Source organism: Fictibacillus barbaricus (genome assembly GCF_031457135.1).
In the GTDB taxonomy this organism is placed as follows: domain Bacteria; phylum Bacillota; class Bacilli; order Bacillales; family Fictibacillaceae; genus Fictibacillus; species Fictibacillus barbaricus_A.
Genome location: NZ_JAVDWA010000003.1, coordinates 609146 through 624926, shown reverse-complemented (window position 1 = coordinate 624926; position 15781 = coordinate 609146). Strand labels below are relative to the sequence as shown.

Sequence of the window (15781 nt, the reverse complement as noted above, 5' to 3'; positions counted from 1 at the left end):
GGGACAGACAAATCCCAGAACTCATGCATTTAAATCATAATAAAACATCCGAAGGGAGCAGTGAAAAATGAGTAAAATCTTTTTGGCGAAAATCGGAGCATCTCTTATGGCAATTATGTTAATTACTGCATGCGGCAATCAGGACGACAACAAAAAAGACGACAAATCAAACACTGAACAAAGTCAGAGTCAAGACGAAGATAATTCAACCAATTAAGGAACACCTATTTTAATCATATCTGAGCACTCATCTTAATAAGATAATACAAATGCCGGGCCTCTACCTATCAGAGAGGACCCGGTTTTTAGTTTAGAGAGAGTTTAGGATGAGTTGTGCATGGGCTGCGGCATTCCAATTTTGTCGACTCGTGGTTAAATCGAAAATAACGTGGGAATACGAATTAACGTTGAAATATTGAGCGTGAACGTGGAATTAATTAAAAATGATCGCTTCAAAAGACATCCAAAAACAAAAAACGACCCGAAAGTGGCTTAATCCACTATCGAGTCGCTAAAACAATCTCATTATTTATCTTTTCTGCCGTGTTCTTTGCCTTTTTTATCATGATTTTCTTTATTTTTTTGATGATCATCGTTGGTTTGATCATGATTTTCGTTGGGATCATGTTTATCTCTGTCTTTATTTTCATGATTCTTTTCACCGCGCTCATCTCTATCTTTACGCTGTTGAGGAGTCTCTATTTTTTGGGGTTTTTCGATCTTTGGTTGAATCTTTTTCGGCTGTTCTTTTTTAATTTCAGGCTTTTTGGGTTCATCTTTTACTGGATAAACGTTTTTGTCTTTTTGATCTGTCACTTTTTTCACAGGAACAGCGATTGCTGGTGCTTGTACTTCATCTTTTTCATCCACTTCATTAGCCGGCTCCGTAACTACAGGATCTTCTGAATCTTTTGTTTCAGGTGTATCAGGTGTTTCAGTTGTTGTTGGGACGTCTGTAGATGATTGATCTTCTTTATCTTGATCTTCTTCTTCAACTTTTTTATTTTGTTTCATTTCATGCTTAGCGATTTTTTTCTCAAGTTTTCCAAAAGCTTTTGCAATGTTCTTAGATAACGATTCTTGGGCTTTTGGATTATCGATTTTTTCAAGTGCAGCCATTAGCGAAACGATGTTTTGGAAGAATTTCTTCTCTAATTCAGTAGCGGGTTCTTCGTTTTCTTCTGGGGCTGTTTCTCCATTGATTGCAGCAGCTTCTTTATCATCTGTTGATGCTTTATCATCAGATGTATTCTCATCAGCAGCTTCATCACTTGTCGTTGCTTCTGAATCTGTTGTTTCGGAATCTGCTGATTCAGAATCTGTGTCTTTTGCTTCTTCCTCTTTTTTCACTGCTTCTTTTTGCTGTGTGATTGCTTCCTCTAAAAGCTTGGCAGCATCATCAATGCTTCCTTCCTTTATAAGGACGTTTGCTTCTTTAATACGTTCGGCAGCAAAGTTTGCCAATAGTTTAGCTTGGTCCATATCATCGGTCGTCATTGCCAGCTGGATTTTTTCCATCATGATTTTTACAAAATAAAAGAAATCTCCAGGAATTAAATCGGGAGCCTCTTCGGTTGGCGTTTCCTCTGCTGGCTCTTCTGTTGTCACATCATCTGGTGTATTTTCTTCTGCTGTTTCAGTTGATGGTGTATCAACTGTGTCGTTTATTTCTGTTTCATCTGTCTGTTTTTCTGTAGTTGTCGTTCCATTTGTGTTCGCGAAAACGGCTGGTCCGAACGATGTTGTTGCTAATCCTATTGCTAATAATGAACTCAAAATCTTCTTCACTTTTTTTCTCCCTTTCTCAATTAGACTGAAATTAAAAAGACACACTTGTGCCGTTGGCGGAGTGTGCTCCGGGAAAAACGGCAGCTGGCTGGCATTGCACAAGTATGCGGAAGCCCCTTTAGCTTTGCGTCGCTATGTTTCCATAGGTTTGCCTTTATCTTTTTAAGTTCCAAATAAAATGTATTCAATTTACTTTAAACTGTAAAAATATGTCGAACAAGTAACCGTTTTCCTATTTTGAAGAATTAGTTTATAAAGTTTTCCTTCTTTTATGGTAATTGCTGCCTATTAAAAATTTTAAATCTCAGCCGAAAGTCATATTTTCCAGAAAAAGAAAACGTGGCATAATAAAGAAAGTGGAAGCGCTGTCATTTATAGGTTTGTGCAAACGCTTTCTCCTATATTGTTCAACTCAAAAGGAGGATTTTTGTGAGGAAAAGAAGATCATTTCAATCAATTTCATGGTTTTTACTTTTTACGCTGATTTTGCAAACGTTTGCATCAACGGTACTTATACATCCATTGAAAACAACAGCAGCTGAAAGAACGGTGACACTTGTCGGCGATCTGCAATCAGAACTGGGTGGTTCAGGAGACTGGAACCCCGCAGAGGCAAAAACAAAAATGGAACTGCAGCCGAACGGAAAGTATAAGCTTAAAGGAAAGCTGCCTGCAGGAAACTATGAATACAAAATTGCCATCAACGGCTCTTGGGATGAGAACTATGGAGTGGATGGAAAAGCGGGTGGCGACAATTATAAACTCACAGTCGATTCCGAGAAAGAAGTGACGTTTGTGTATGATTACTCGACGCACAAAGTTTCGATTCCAGAACCACTTCCAGTAGAACAAGCGCCTCGTATTGTCGGGAGCATTCAGCCTGCAATTGGTGCGGGTGGGGAATGGTCGCCTGGCGAATCCAATGCGTTTTTAAAAGATGAAGATACAGACAACATTTACACATATACAACACAAGTTCCTAAAGGAAAGTACGAATTCAAGATCGTTCTCGGCAACAACTGGAATGCGCCAGCTTATCCTGGGAACAATTTTGCCCTGAACGTTGTAAAAGATGCGACGATCACATTCTTCTACAACCATGACACGAAAGAAGTGTACACTGATTATGATGCAGGTCTCCCGGACGGCAGTTTAAAAGGGGACAAGCTCTACCATGATACGTGGAATGAAGCGTATCGTGCACCATTTGGAGCAATTAAAGCAGGTCAAGACGTAAAACTTCGCCTGCAATCTAAAAAAGGCGACCTGACAGGAGCAAAGCTTTACCTCAGAAACTACAATTCAGGAAGCACGACTGTAAAAGAGATGGAGAATGCCGGATGGACAACGGTAAACGGCGAAGAAGTCGAGCTTTGGGAAGCGACTGTAACGCCAGCTGAAAAAGGCGTCTACGGCTACAAGTTTGAAGCACGCGATGGAGATGCAATTAAAGAATATGGAGAAGACACGCAAGAAGGCGGAAAAGGAGCAACGAGCGATACGAATGCAGGCCTTTTCCAAATGACAGTCTATGATCCGGCATACAAAACACCGGATTGGATGAAGGAATCGGTCGTTTATCAAATCTTCCCTGACCGCTTTTTCAACGGCAACAAAAAGAACGATGCTGCCAAAACGACAGCTCGCGGAACAGAACCAATCGAGCACAGAGATTGGAACAAGCTTCCGGATAACCCGAGACTGGCTGAGAACGAAGGCTATGATGGCGACTTGATCTGGTCGAACGACTTTTTTGGCGGGGACATTGCGGGTATACAGAAAAAGCTAGACTACATTCAGTCACTTGGCATAAACACGCTCTATTTGAACCCGATCGCCAATGCATCATCGAACCATAAATACGATGCAACGGATTACAAAGCAATCGATCCGATGTTCGGATCACCAGAAGAATTTAAAGCTTTTACAATGGAACTAAAAAAGCGCAAGATGCACCTTATCCTGGACGGTGTGTTCAACCACGTCGGGGATGATTCCATCTATTTTGACCGCTACGGCAAGTACGATACGGTTGGTGCTTATGAATATTGGTCGAGCATCTACGACCTTATGAACAATCAAGGCTTAACAGAAGCACAAGCTAAAAAGAAAACGGAAGAAAATCTGGTGAAGGCTGGACAGAAATTCAGTCCGTACGGTTTTGAAAACTGGTTTAACATCGAAAACAAAAAAGTGGACGGTGTTTATAAATACCAAGCATGGTGGGGCTTTGACTCTCTTCCTGAGATCAAATCGGTTCCAGGAAAAGCTGTTGACTATGATTCTGAGCTGAACAACCAATCATTCGCAGACTACATCATGTACAAAAAAGACTCAGTCGCAAAATCGTGGCTCGACCGCGGTGCATCCGGCTGGAGGCTAGATGTAGCGAATGAAGTAGATACAGAGTTTTGGAGAGAATTCAGAAACGAGCTGAAAACAGGGAAAAAAGAAGAACCGCTGATCCTTGGCGAAATTTGGGATGATGCGTCAGAATACTTCCTTGGCGATCTTTACGACTCGGTTATGAACTACCGTTTCAGAGGTGCGATGATTGATTACCTGAAAAACGGCAATGCAAAAGGTGCCGAAAATCAGCTGAACGCTGTATTTGAAGACTATCCGCAAGAAGCTTTTTACGCATTGATGAACTTAATGGGTTCACACGATACACCGCGTGCAGCATTCGTACTGGGTAACGGAACCGATTCTTATGAGCGCGCGGAACTGGATCCGAATTACAATCCTGAACTTGGCAAGAAGCGTTTAATGCTAGCAAGCATTTTACAGATGGGGTATGCAGGTGCTCCGACGGTTTATTACGGAGATGAAGCAGGCGTAACAGGCTCTAAAGATCCAGATGACCGCAGAGTTTATCCATGGGGCCATGAAGATAAAGAGCTTGTGAAACACTATCAGACCATCGGAAAAGTACGAACTGACTATCATGATTTGTTCAGTTATGGTGAATTGAACCACCTTTACGCAGAAAACGATGTACTAGCCTATTCGCGTACAGATAAAAAGAATGCGGCGATCGTAATCACAAATCGTGGGAACGAAGAGAAAACGGTGGAGCTTGATGTGAAGAAGCTGATCGTAAACAACGTAAAATTAACCGATCAACTGAACAAAAAATACAAAGCAGCTGTAAAAGATGGAAAGCTATCAATTACAGTTCCAGCAATGAGCGGACGCATGCTCGTTACAGACAAAGGGCAAAATTTTAAGCATCCAAAAGCTGTGAAACATATGAAAGCAACAGAAAGCAGTCATTCGGTGTCGTTAACATGGCAAGGAAACTCCAAACACTATGCTGTTTACCAAACGACGATTTCAGGCGCTTTTTATAAAAAAGTAACGGAAACAAATCGAAGCTCTGTAAAAATCGACGGTCTTGATAACGGACGCAAATACTATTTCGCCGTTGTTGCAGTCGATAAATACAACAATGAATCTAGTAAAACAGAATTAAAAACAGCAGCCATTCCTCACGTGGAATTGAAAACAGGAAACTATGAAATTACGAATGTGACAAAGCTTGAAAATGGAGTGATTGATCTTTCGAAAACGCAAATCGTATCGGCTGATCTTTTTATAAAAGGTGAAACCGAAACCGATCAAGCTGAAGGACTAAAAGCAGAGCTTCAAGTGAAGGAGCCAGGTAAAACCGCATGGACATCACATAAAGCAAGCTATACCGCACAAAACGGACAATCCAACCAGTTCAGCAGCTCATTCCTGCCTTTTGAAGAAGGTACGTATCAATACCGATACGCCTTTACAACAGATCTCGGCAGAACTTGGGTAACGAGCGAAACAAATTCAGTAACATTCACAAAAGGAAGCGATACGACTCTACCGGCAAAAGCGGTGACACTCGAAAAGCCTGCGCAAGAATCAGGACAAGTGAACTTGAAGTGGTCTGTGGATGGAGCGAACGAGCCGTATTTGTTCACCATTGTCCGTGACGGAGAAGTGATTGATCAACTCCTGGACACGAATGCCACAACCTATAAAGATCGAAACGTCACAAACGGAAAAACATACTCTTACGAAGTGCACATTTATGATAAAGCTGGAAACAGCGTGAAGTCGAACGCTGTTAATGTCACACCTGACTTAGTGATGGTAAAAGTAACGATGAAAGTAAACGCACCAGCATACACTCCACAAGGCGTTGACATCACAATGCCTGGCAGCAAAAACGGCTGGAACACAGGTGCGTGGAAAATGACGCGCGGCGGTGCGGTAACAAACGATTATGAATACACATTTGAAGCACAAGAAGGGGAAGTCATCACATACAAGTACACGAAGAACAGTTCGTGGGATCAGGAAGGTCTATCTGATCATACTCCAAGCAATGCAAATGATGATGACATAAGTTTCTACGGCTACGGAGCGCAAGGGACTGACTTAAGTTTTGTTGTCACGAACCAAGGCGGCAACGAAATGACAGTCCAAGATAAAATTCTGCGCTGGATCGACATGCCGGTCGTTGTGACATCACATACAGACGGACAAACTGTAACATCTGACACAATTACGCTAAAAGGGAACGCAATCAAAGAGGGCGTGATGACGATCAATGGTCAGTCTGTCACCATTAACGCTGACATGACATTCTCACACACTGTGAACCTGCAAAATGGCGAGAATAAGATCAACATCCACATCGAGCCTTCCGATGAAAACAAAACCACCATCTTTAAAAACGATGGCGGTGCGATTGGAAAGAACACGAAGGATATCGTCATGACGATTAATAAGAACTAAATGTGAGAAGGAAAGGTGCCTCGAGGTTTCGGGGCATTTTTCTTTTGCCCGATCAAGAAATGTCAAAATACCTATTAAACGTACGAACCGTTTTTCATCTATCTAGGTATGTTCAACACGTATCATCTAAAAAAAAAGAGGGTTAATCCAAAAGTGGATCAACCCTTACCCCTTATATTTGTCTAAAATCAAATCCGTAACAGGTTTTGTGTCACGGTGAGTGATTTTCGCTTCGGCATATTTTTCATAGTCTTCTTCCGACACTTCCAGCAGAAAGCTTTTTGGGAAGATGTACGGTTTTCCTACATCCTGTTCATCGAGGTTGTTTACGACTTCCAGCTCATCTTCATTCTCTTTGTTTTTACGAGAATCATGAACAAACATCCTCGCATACTCTTCTTCAACACTTTTATTTACGTTAATAAAATAGCGCATGCTAACAGCTCCTAAATGAAAGTTCTACACATATGGTATTCCCCATTTTGCTGGATATCAGACTTCATTCACTGATAGAATGGAAGAAAGCAGTCCTAAGAAGGGTTGAGTGCCAAGTGAACGAGAGATATTCAAGACAAGAATTATTTAGCCCGATCGGCAAAGAGGGGCAATTGAAAATAAGTCAAAAAAGCGTATTGATCGTAGGAGCTGGAGCATTGGGTGCGGCTAGTGCAGAAGCTTTAACTCGAGCTGGTGTGAAAAGAATCGTAATAGTAGACAGAGATTATGTCGACTGGACAAACCTGCAGCGCCAGCAGTTATATACGGAACAGGACGCTGAGAACCATCTGCCAAAAGTAGTAGCCGCCAAGAACAGGCTTTCCCAAATCAATTCCGAGGTGGAAATTGAAGCACAAGTGATGGATTTCGGTATTGAAGAAGCGGAGGAACTCATCTCAGGGATCGATTTGATTCTCGATGCGACCGATAATTTTGAAACACGACTCATGATCAATGACTTGGCGCAAAAGTACGATATCCCGTGGATATACGGTGCGTGTGTCGGCAGTTACGGTGTCAGTTATACGATCTTACCTGGAGAGGGGCCGTGTCTGAACTGCATCATTGATAAAATTCCGGCCAACGGACAAACGTGTGACACAGCAGGAATTATTGCACCAGCCGTTCAAATGGTAGTGGCCTATCAAACAGCAGAAGCTCTGAAGATTTTAGTGGAAGACTTTGGTGCTGTCAGGAAAGGTATCGTGAATTTTGATTTGTGGAATAACCAGCAGATGAAAATGAATATGGACAAGGCGAAAAAAGCAGATTGTCCATCATGCGGCGTGAATGCCAGCTATCCTTATTTGGAAAAATCATCTGAGTTGAAAGCCGCTGTGTTATGCGGTAGGGATACTGTGCAAATCAGACCATCAGTGGGAAGAGAGATCGACTTGGCACAGGTTGAAAATTTGTTGCTCACACAAGGAAAAGTTCAGCGGAATCCGTATTTACTAGCGTTTGAGAGCGGATCGCACCGAATGGTTTTATTTAAAGACGGACGCGCGTTAATTCACGGCACAAAAAGTACATCAGAAGCCAAAACGCTTTATCATAGGTATTTAGGATAATGTTGCTATTAGAAATAGTTAATTTCCGTTTCAGAATGCTCGCTTTCCTCGAGGCGCAGAGAAGCCGGTATGCGGATTCCTTTTGAGGAAAACAGACTATAGTAAAGAAGAACGTTTACAAACAAAAACATGACTTCTTCAGACAAAAAAAGGGCTCTTTCAGACAATAAATCGACTCTAACAAACCAAAATAGCATGTCTATAAACAAAAATGTCATCCGCAACAAAGGTGTCCATTTGGGAAAGACAAAATAAAAAGCTAACCTGAAAATCATCAGGTTAGCCTCAGCTTAAGCCGCATCCCTTCTCCGTATTCTTCTGTTTCGAAATTCCTCAATGGCTCCTGATCCTAATAGAACTCCTGATATAATCAACAAAAATCCTAATATGTGATTGAAGCGGATTGTCTCGTTTAAGAATAAAGCAGCTCCGATAAGCGCGAAAAACGGATTAAGGTTGATAAAAATCGATGCTTCAGCAGCTCCGATTTTTCCCATTGCATCGTTGTACATCATATGTCCCATCGCTGTTGCGATAACGGCTGAACCTAAGAAAATGAGCCAAATACTCGGTGTAGCTGAAGCGAGTTCGGCATATCCTCCTGGCTCTTTGAAAAAGCTGATTACGATGATGAATAGAGATCCGATCACAAGCATGTAGCCAGTCATCAAGCGTGGATCGAGCGTATGTGAAACTCTTTTTATCAGAATGAAGCTGATCGCCTGAACTAAAGCGGAAAGGAAGAGGTATCCATCACCGAAAGCAAAACCAGTAAGAGCACCGCCCTGCAGGACGATAAGCGCGGCACCCGAAAATCCTAGAAGAAGACCAATCGTTCTCAATAAGGTTAAAGGTGTTCCTAAAAAAATAATAGCAAAAATAGTCGTAAGAATCGGCGACAACCCCAAAATCAACCCACCGTGTGTAGCGGATGTTCCCGTTAAACCGATCGATAAAAAGTAGTGATGCGCAACGACGTTAAAAAGAGATGCGAGAAAAACATAAAAAAATTCTTTGCGGGTCAGCTTGCGGACTTTTTTTATAAGCGCCAAAAGAAGTAGTACGCTTAATCCAGCGGTTAAAACACGGATCCCTGTGATGGTGAGCGGTAAAAAATTTGTAACGAGGATTTTCGTTGCTGTGACGTTTAATCCCCAAGCAATCATGACGAGCACCAAAATAATGTAGGTCTGGTAGGCTTTCATTCTGTCATCTTCTTTCTTCAGCATCTCTATTTCGATAGGAAGGAAATTGTAATTGAATTTTTAATTTCCATTGTAACGCAATGTGAAAAAATTTAAAGGAAAAAAGCTAGAAATAATGCGTATTTCCTAAAATTATTTTAAACAGGCAAAAGCTTTTCTGTCAGAATAGGAAATTAATATAGTAAGAGTAACTTTTAGAAAAGTGGTGGAGACTTCTATGAAAAAGATAAACCCCTATGCACTGCTTGTTTTAGCGACCCTATTATGGGGAGGGAATTTTGTGATCGGACGAGCGATTACGAGCAGTCTGCCTCCATTTACACTATCATTTTTTCGATGGTGCACTGCGTTCCTTATCTTCCTCCCTTTTGCATGGAGCTCGCTTCAAAAAGAATGGCATCTTGTAAAGAAACGCTGGCCGATCGTCATCATGATGGCGTTAACCGGCATTACCGGCTTTAACACGTTATTGTACATAGCTCTTCATTATACAACGTCTATCAACGCATCCCTTGTAAACACCTCAACACCAATCGTCATCTACATGTTGTCGTTTATCGTGCTAAAAGAGCGGCTGAACAAAAACCAGATCATCGGAACTGTTCTTTCGCTGTTCGGTATTCTTTTCATTCTCTCAAAAGGTTCGCTCGCTATTTTACTGAACTTTTCCTTTAATAAAGGAGATTTGATCGTCATCGCAGCGGTCATTTGCTGGGGCATCTATTCATTATTGATCAAACAGTATGCGGGGAGACTGCCGGGTTTCAGTACGTTTACCGTCTGCATGGTTTTAGGGATTTTCTTACTTCTGCCGTTCTATATTCATGAGAGTGCGACGACTCCAGTCCATTGGTCAGTCGGCTCTGTTTTAACGATTTTGTATACCGGAATCTTTGCTTCGATAGTAGCCTTCATGTCCTGGAACACAGCAGTAGCGAGAGTCGGAGCGAACAAAGCTGGAGTCTTTTTAAATTTAATTCCTGTCTTTGCTGCTTTTTTTGCCGTCCTTTTTATAGGTGAAAAACTAGCCTGGTATCAGCTGGCAGGAGGAATTATAGTAATTCTAGGAGTCTATATGTCTACACGTTTGACGAAAATAGAGAAACAGAGGATTGCGATTCAGAGAGAGGAAGCGTAAACTGGGAAAGTGGATATTTTTTACAAAAATAAGAAACTTTATTTATTTTCATTTCGTAAGTTATTAGGTAGATAAGTTACTAGAGTTTGGTTAGGAGGAGTCATGAGTACACACACGTTGGAATTAAGAAATTTAACGAAAAAAATCAAAGGGAAAACGATCGTTGATGATTTGTCGTTCTCAGTGAGAGAAGGGGAGATCTTCGGATTGCTCGGACCGAACGGAGCTGGAAAGACAACGACGATCCGTATGATTGTGGGATTGATCTCAATTACGGACGGCGATGTTTTGGTGAACGGAAACAACGTCAGCAAAGACTTTGAAAAAGCGATGGAACGCGTTGGTGCGATCGTTGAGAACCCGCAGCTTTATGATTTTATGTCAGGCTACAAAAACTTGATGCAATACGCGAGAATCATGCCTGATATTACAAAAGAAAGAGTAGATGAAGTTGTTAAGTTAGTAGATTTGGATTATGCGATCCATGACAAGGTAAAAACGTATTCACTCGGAATGAGGCAGCGTCTTGGCGTGGCACAGGCGCTATTACATAAGCCGAACATTTTAATTCTGGACGAGCCGACGAACGGGCTCGATCCTCAAGGAATGTACGATCTTCGAAATTATTTGCGTATGCTTGCAAACAACGGTACGTCTGTCATCGTTTCATCGCACATTTTAGCTGAAATGCAGCTTATGTGTGACCGTGTGGCAATTATCCAGCACGGAAAACTTGTACGAATTGATGAAATTTCGCAGCGCGAAGAAACCGATGTAAAAGTGCACTTTGTAATCGGTGGAGATGTTTCTGATGCGAAGCGCGTAATTTCGGATCTAAATCCTGAGTTAGTGGTTGAAGAGTCAGGGAAAGAGCTTGTAGTGGAAACTGCCGATATTAAAGTAATTGCAGAAATTAATAAACAGTTGGTGCTTGCTGGAGTGCAGGTAGTCGGTATCCAGCGCAAAACAAAGACCTTGGAAGAACGATTCCTTGAAATGACGAAGAAAGGGGGAGATCTGAATGAAGTGGCTGTCCCTGTTAACAAATGAGTGGATTAAAATATTTAGCAGGATGAGAACATGGTTTTTCTTGGCGATTCCAGTCCTGATCATTATCGGGGTAGCGGTTTACGATAAAGTAACCGAGGAAGAGCATCAAAACTGGAAGCAAGAGCTGCAGGTTCAGATCGACAACGATAAAAAAGAATTAGCAGAAATGAAGAAGGATGATAGTCCAGAATCCTATAGCAAATATTTAGAATCAAATATCGCACAAAATGAATACATGATTAAAAATAATATTTCACCATACGAAGGCACAACATGGCAGTTCATGAAAGACATGGCGCCGATCTCGTCGCTGATCGGGTTGTTTGTCATCGTTGTAGCGAGTGACATTGTTTCTAACGAGTTTTCAAAAGGTACGATTAAAATGCTGCTCATCCGGCCATACAGCCGGTGGAAGATTCTTTTATCAAAGCTTTTGGCTACACTTGGTTTCGCCTTTGTGATGTGGCTTGTTGTCATTGCTGCCTCTTGGCTCGTTGGAGGACTCGCTTATGGATTCGGCGGTATGGATCAAACATACATCGTTGAATCAGGCGGGCAAATGAATGAAAAGTCTATCGTTGAATATGTCTTTACGAATATTGGACTTGAGTTTATCGAGCTAGCGGTCGTAGTAGCATTGTGCTTCATGATCTCTACATTGTTCATGAGTAACTCCGTTGCGATCGGTGTTGCGATGTTCACGATGTTTGCCGGAAATGCAATCGTAGCGCTTTTGGCAAGCAAAAAGTGGATCATCTACACGTTGTTTGCAAACATGGATTTGACTTCTTTAATTGATAATCAAAACCAGATGATTGATGGATTGTCGCTGCCATTTTCAATCAGTATGCTGGCTGTGTATTCAGCGATTTTCCTTGCGATTACGTTTGTAATCTTCCAAAAGCGCGACGTGAAAGCTTAAGTAGTACAAAAGAAGGGGTCTGACCCCACCTGTGGACAAATCCCTGATTTGTCCACGTCAAAAGGACAGGAGCACGTACTCCTGTCCTTTTTCTTATGGAATCGGCGGTTTACGGTATGTGTTCTATTAGGTGTTACACTTTTGCTCATAGAAATTACGTAATTGCTCATAGAATTCACTTTTTACTCATAGAAATCAAGTTATTGCTCATAGAATTGTACTTTTGCTCATAAAACCGTCTTTTTTACTCATAGAACAAGTTAAGGATATGAAAAAAATGAAAAAGCTGGCTCCAGAGGTAAGAATCACCCTCGCAAGTGCCAGCTTTCATCATTATCAATCATTTATTGCCAGTTATTGTGCTTGCTGGAATTGATCTTCCTCTGTCGAGCCTTTCAAAGCGGTCGTTGAGGAAGTTCCTCCTGAAACGAGCTGTGATACCTCGTCGAAGTAGCCTGTTCCTACTTCACGCTGATGGCGGGTAGCTGTGTATCCGTCCACTTCGCTTGAGAATTCTCGCTGCTGCAGTTCAGAATATGCGCCCATGCCACGAGCCTTGTATCCTTTTGCGAGCTCAAACATGCTGTGGTTTAATGCATGGAAGCCAGCAAGCGTAACAAATTGGAACTTGTAGCCCATTTCAGCAAGCTGCTGCTGGAACGTCTCGATCGTCGCATCATCCAATTTCTTTTTCCAGTTAAATGATGGTGAGCAGTTATAAGCCAGCAGTTTTCCAGGGAATTGTTCATGAATTGCGTCCGCAAAACACTGTGCCTGTTCTAAGTTTGGTTCAGATGTCTCACACCATACCAAATCCGCATAAGGAGCATAAGCGAGACCCCGTGCAATTGCTTGATCGATGCCTGCTTTTGTACGATAGAAGCCTTCAGCTGTGCGCTCACCGGTAATGAACGCCTGATCTTCGGGATCGATGTCACTCGTGATTAAGTCAGCTGCGTCCGCATCCGTACGTGCGATCAAAATCGTCGGAACTCCCATCACATCAGCCGCTAAACGAGCTGAGATCAAATTTCGTACTGCAGTCTGTGTTGGCAACAAAACTTTACCGCCTAAGTGTCCGCATTTTTTTTCAGAAGAAAGCTGATCTTCAAAGTGAACAGCAGATGCACCAGATTCGATCATGCCTTTCATTAATTCAAATACGTTCAACTGACCGCCAAATCCAGCTTCCGCATCCGCGATGATCGGCAGGAAGTAATCCACTTCATCTCCGCCTTCCAAATGCTGAATCTGATCGGCGCGCTGTAATGCAGAGTTAATACGTTTTACAACAGAGGGCACACTGTTTGCAGGATAAAGACTTTGATCAGGATACATGTTTCCAGAAAGGTTGGCGTCAGCAGCGACTTGCCAGCCACTTAAGTATACGGCCTTCAAACCAGCCTTTGCTTGCTGCACCGCCTGGTTCCCCGTTAGAGCACCTAAAGCGTTTACATATGGTTCCGTTTGAAGCAGATTCCAGAATTTTTCGGAGCCATACTTAGCAAGCGAATGTTCTATGTCGATTGAACCTCTTAATCGAATAACTTCTTCAGCAGTGTAAGGACGAGTGATTCCTTGCCAGCGGCTTTCGTTTTCCCACATTTCTTGCAGCTTTTGTACACGTGACTGACTCATATAAAATCTCTCCTTTAAAGTGTTTGTTTTTTTCAATAGGGCAGACGGATCATAATTGGTGTCAGCCCATTTTTTTAAAGAACGTCGTAGCCTCTTAACGTTAGGAAATCTGGAAAATCATCATTCACAATCAGTTCATCAAATAATTGAGCTGCTTCATCAAAACGGCCGTTAGTGAATGAATCCTCATTCATACTTTGTCTCACTTTTTGCAGCTCTTCCCATTTAAATTGTTCCACCATCTCAAATGTCACTTTGCGGCCATCGTTTAAAATCCCTTTTGGATGGCGAATCCATTGCCACACTTGTGCTCGTGAAATTTCAGCAGTGGCGGCATCTTCCATCAAGTTGTTGATTGGCGCAGCACCTTTTCCTCTCAGCCATGAAGCAATATATTGAATGCCAACACTTATGTTTGTGCGCACGCCTTCCTCTGTTATATCCCCTTGTGGTACAGCAACTAGATCGTCTGCTGTTACAACAACATCTTCACGTTTTCGATCAATCTGATTTGGCTGCGGCATGACACGGTTAAACACTTCCATCGCAACAGGAACGAGTCCAGGGTGGGCAACCCATGTTCCATCATGACCATCCGTTGCTTCGCGCTCCTTATCCGCACGTACTTTTTCAAAAGCAGCCTTATTCGCTTTTTCATCGTTCTTAATCGGAATCTGTGCTGCCATTCCACCGATTGCAGGTGCATTACGTTTGTGGCACGTTTTAATCGCGAGCAAGGAATACGACCTCATAAACGGAACAGTCATTGTCACGAGTGATCGATCAGGTAAAATAACGTGAGGCTGATGGCGGAACTTTTTGATATAGCTGAAAATATAATCCCAGCGGCCGCAGTTCACACCTGCAGAGTGATCGCGCAGTTCGTATAAAATCTCATCCATCTCAAAAGCTGCAACAATCGTCTCGATAAGTACAGTTGCTTTAATCGTCCCCCTCGGAATCCCAAGCTGTTCCTGCGCATAGATGAAAATATCATTCCAAAGGCGTGCTTCCAGATGACTTTCCATCTTAGGCAGATAAAAATAGGGACCAGATCCGTTTTCGATTAATGATTTGGCATTATGGTAAAAATACAGTCCGAAATCTACTAAACTTCCAGACATCGGTACGTTGTCTACTAAAATATGCTTCTCATCAAGATGCCAGCCACGAGGTCTGACGATTAAAGTCGCTGTCTTTTCATTGAGTTCATACTTTTTACCGTTTGCACCTTCAAGAGAGATGGTTCGGTTCACGGCATCTTTTAAATTAATCTGTCCTTCGATCGTGTTTTGCCAAGTAGGAGAGTTAGAATCCTCCAAGTCAGCCATAAACACTTTCGCGCCAGAATTCAATGCGTTAATGATCATTTTTCGGTCAACTGGGCCAGTAATCTCAACACGCCGATCATGAAGATCATCTGGAAGTGGAGCAATTGTCCAATCACTGTTCCTTATATGTTCTGTTTCAGGCAGAAAGGTGGGGAGCACCCCGGAATCGATCTCTTTCTGCTTTTCTTTGCGTTTTTCAAGCAATTCTAGTCTAGCTTCATTAAAGTTTTGGTGAAGCGATTTTAAAAATAAAGTTGCGCCAGGTGTTAGGATTTTCTCATAAGCTGGTGTGGTTTTACCTGATACAGTAAGAGTGGAGGTATCGATTTGCATGTATACAACAGTCCTTCCTGGAATTTGTT

General features: G+C 42.2%; 11 protein-coding genes and 1 riboswitch. Of the genes, 6 read left to right on the top strand and 5 right to left on the bottom strand.

Translation table 11 applies throughout. The annotated features are described in order from the left end of the window. The first annotated feature begins 67 nt into the window (after positions 1 to 67). The gene (locus tag J2X07_RS12065) at positions 68 to 217 is read left to right on the top strand and encodes a hypothetical protein (RefSeq protein ID WP_310258955.1); all 150 of its coding nucleotides are present in this window, start codon (positions 68 to 70) and stop codon (positions 215 to 217) included. Positions 218 to 525: 308 nt separating this feature from the next. On the opposite strand, the gene J2X07_RS12060 is transcribed toward J2X07_RS12065, so the two are convergent. Beyond that, positions 526 to 1788, bottom strand: coding sequence for a DUF5667 domain-containing protein (locus J2X07_RS12060; protein WP_310258954.1), 1263 nt, complete (start codon positions 1786 to 1788; stop codon positions 526 to 528). Positions 1789 to 1864: 76 nt separating this feature from the next. After that, positions 1865 to 1951: riboswitch (cyclic di-GMP riboswitch) on the bottom strand. A gap of 266 nt (positions 1952 to 2217) precedes the next feature. Between J2X07_RS12060 and J2X07_RS12055 the strand changes: the two genes are divergently transcribed. After that, positions 2218 to 6567 (top strand): alpha-amylase family glycosyl hydrolase, encoded by a 4350-nt coding sequence (locus J2X07_RS12055; RefSeq protein WP_310258953.1) that lies wholly within the window; start codon positions 2218 to 2220, stop codon positions 6565 to 6567. A gap of 165 nt (positions 6568 to 6732) precedes the next feature. On the opposite strand, the gene J2X07_RS12050 is transcribed toward J2X07_RS12055, so the two are convergent. Further along, positions 6733 to 7002, bottom strand: a complete 270-nt coding sequence (locus tag J2X07_RS12050; protein WP_310258952.1) for a hypothetical protein — start codon at positions 7000 to 7002, stop codon at positions 6733 to 6735. Positions 7003 to 7118: 116 nt separating this feature from the next. On the opposite strand from J2X07_RS12050, the gene J2X07_RS12045 reads away from it, so the two are divergent. Further along, entirely contained in the window at positions 7119 to 8135 is a 1017-nt protein-coding gene (locus tag J2X07_RS12045) for a MoeB/ThiF family adenylyltransferase (protein ID WP_310258951.1), read from the top strand. A gap of 290 nt (positions 8136 to 8425) precedes the next feature. Here J2X07_RS12045 and J2X07_RS12040 read toward each other — a convergent pair whose 3' ends face one another. Then, positions 8426 to 9340, bottom strand: coding sequence for a DMT family transporter (locus tag J2X07_RS12040; protein WP_310258950.1), 915 nt, complete (start codon positions 9338 to 9340; stop codon positions 8426 to 8428). 217 nt (positions 9341 to 9557) lie between these two features. On the opposite strand from J2X07_RS12040, the gene J2X07_RS12035 reads away from it, so the two are divergent. The 3 genes from J2X07_RS12035 (at position 9558) to J2X07_RS12025 (ending at position 12450) form a co-directional block, all read left to right on the top strand. Beyond that, on the top strand, positions 9558 to 10478 hold the full coding sequence (locus J2X07_RS12035; RefSeq protein ID WP_310258949.1) for a DMT family transporter: 921 nt from the start codon (positions 9558 to 9560) through the stop codon (positions 10476 to 10478). Positions 10479 to 10580: 102 nt separating this feature from the next. After that, complete coding sequence (locus J2X07_RS12030) at positions 10581 to 11528, top strand: ABC transporter ATP-binding protein (RefSeq protein WP_310258948.1); 948 nt, start codon at positions 10581 to 10583, stop codon at positions 11526 to 11528. Beyond that, positions 11500 to 12450 carry an ABC transporter permease gene (locus tag J2X07_RS12025; RefSeq protein ID WP_310258947.1) on the top strand — a complete coding sequence of 317 codons (951 nt, stop codon included), beginning with the start codon at positions 11500 to 11502 and terminating at the stop codon, positions 12448 to 12450. The genes J2X07_RS12030 and J2X07_RS12025 overlap by 29 nt, the downstream gene beginning before the upstream one ends. Positions 12451 to 12804: 354 nt before the next feature. Here J2X07_RS12025 and aceA read toward each other — a convergent pair whose 3' ends face one another. Both aceA and aceB read right to left on the bottom strand, forming a co-directional pair. Next, positions 12805 to 14088: an isocitrate lyase gene (gene aceA, locus J2X07_RS12020; protein ID WP_310258946.1), complete on the bottom strand. Its 1284-nt coding sequence runs from the start codon at positions 14086 to 14088 to the stop codon at positions 12805 to 12807. A gap of 74 nt (positions 14089 to 14162) precedes the next feature. Further along, positions 14163 to 15752 (bottom strand): malate synthase A, encoded by a 1590-nt coding sequence (gene aceB, locus J2X07_RS12015; RefSeq protein WP_310258945.1) that lies wholly within the window; start codon positions 15750 to 15752, stop codon positions 14163 to 14165. Positions 15753 to 15781: the final 29 nt, after the last annotated feature.

Bases quoted from the DNA above. Each gene is read 5' to 3' on its own strand.
- J2X07_RS12065 (WP_310258955.1), top strand. From the start codon at position 68: ATGAGTAAAATCTTTTTGGCGAAAATCGGAGCATCTCTTATGGCAATT.
- J2X07_RS12050 (WP_310258952.1), bottom strand. From the start codon at position 7,002: ATGCGCTATTTTATTAACGTAAATAAAAGTGTTGAAGAAGAGTATGCG.
- J2X07_RS12040 (WP_310258950.1), bottom strand. From the start codon at position 9,340: ATGAAAGCCTACCAGACCTACATTATTTTGGTGCTCGTCATGATTGCT.
- J2X07_RS12035 (WP_310258949.1), top strand. From the start codon at position 9,558: ATGAAAAAGATAAACCCCTATGCACTGCTTGTTTTAGCGACCCTATTA.
- J2X07_RS12030 (WP_310258948.1), top strand. From the start codon at position 10,581: ATGAGTACACACACGTTGGAATTAAGAAATTTAACGAAAAAAATCAAA.
- J2X07_RS12025 (WP_310258947.1), top strand. From the start codon at position 11,500: ATGAAGTGGCTGTCCCTGTTAACAAATGAGTGGATTAAAATATTTAGC.
- aceA (WP_310258946.1), bottom strand. From the start codon at position 14,088: ATGAGTCAGTCACGTGTACAAAAGCTGCAAGAAATGTGGGAAAACGAA.
- aceB (WP_310258945.1), bottom strand. From the start codon at position 15,752: ATGCAAATCGATACCTCCACTCTTACTGTATCAGGTAAAACCACACCA.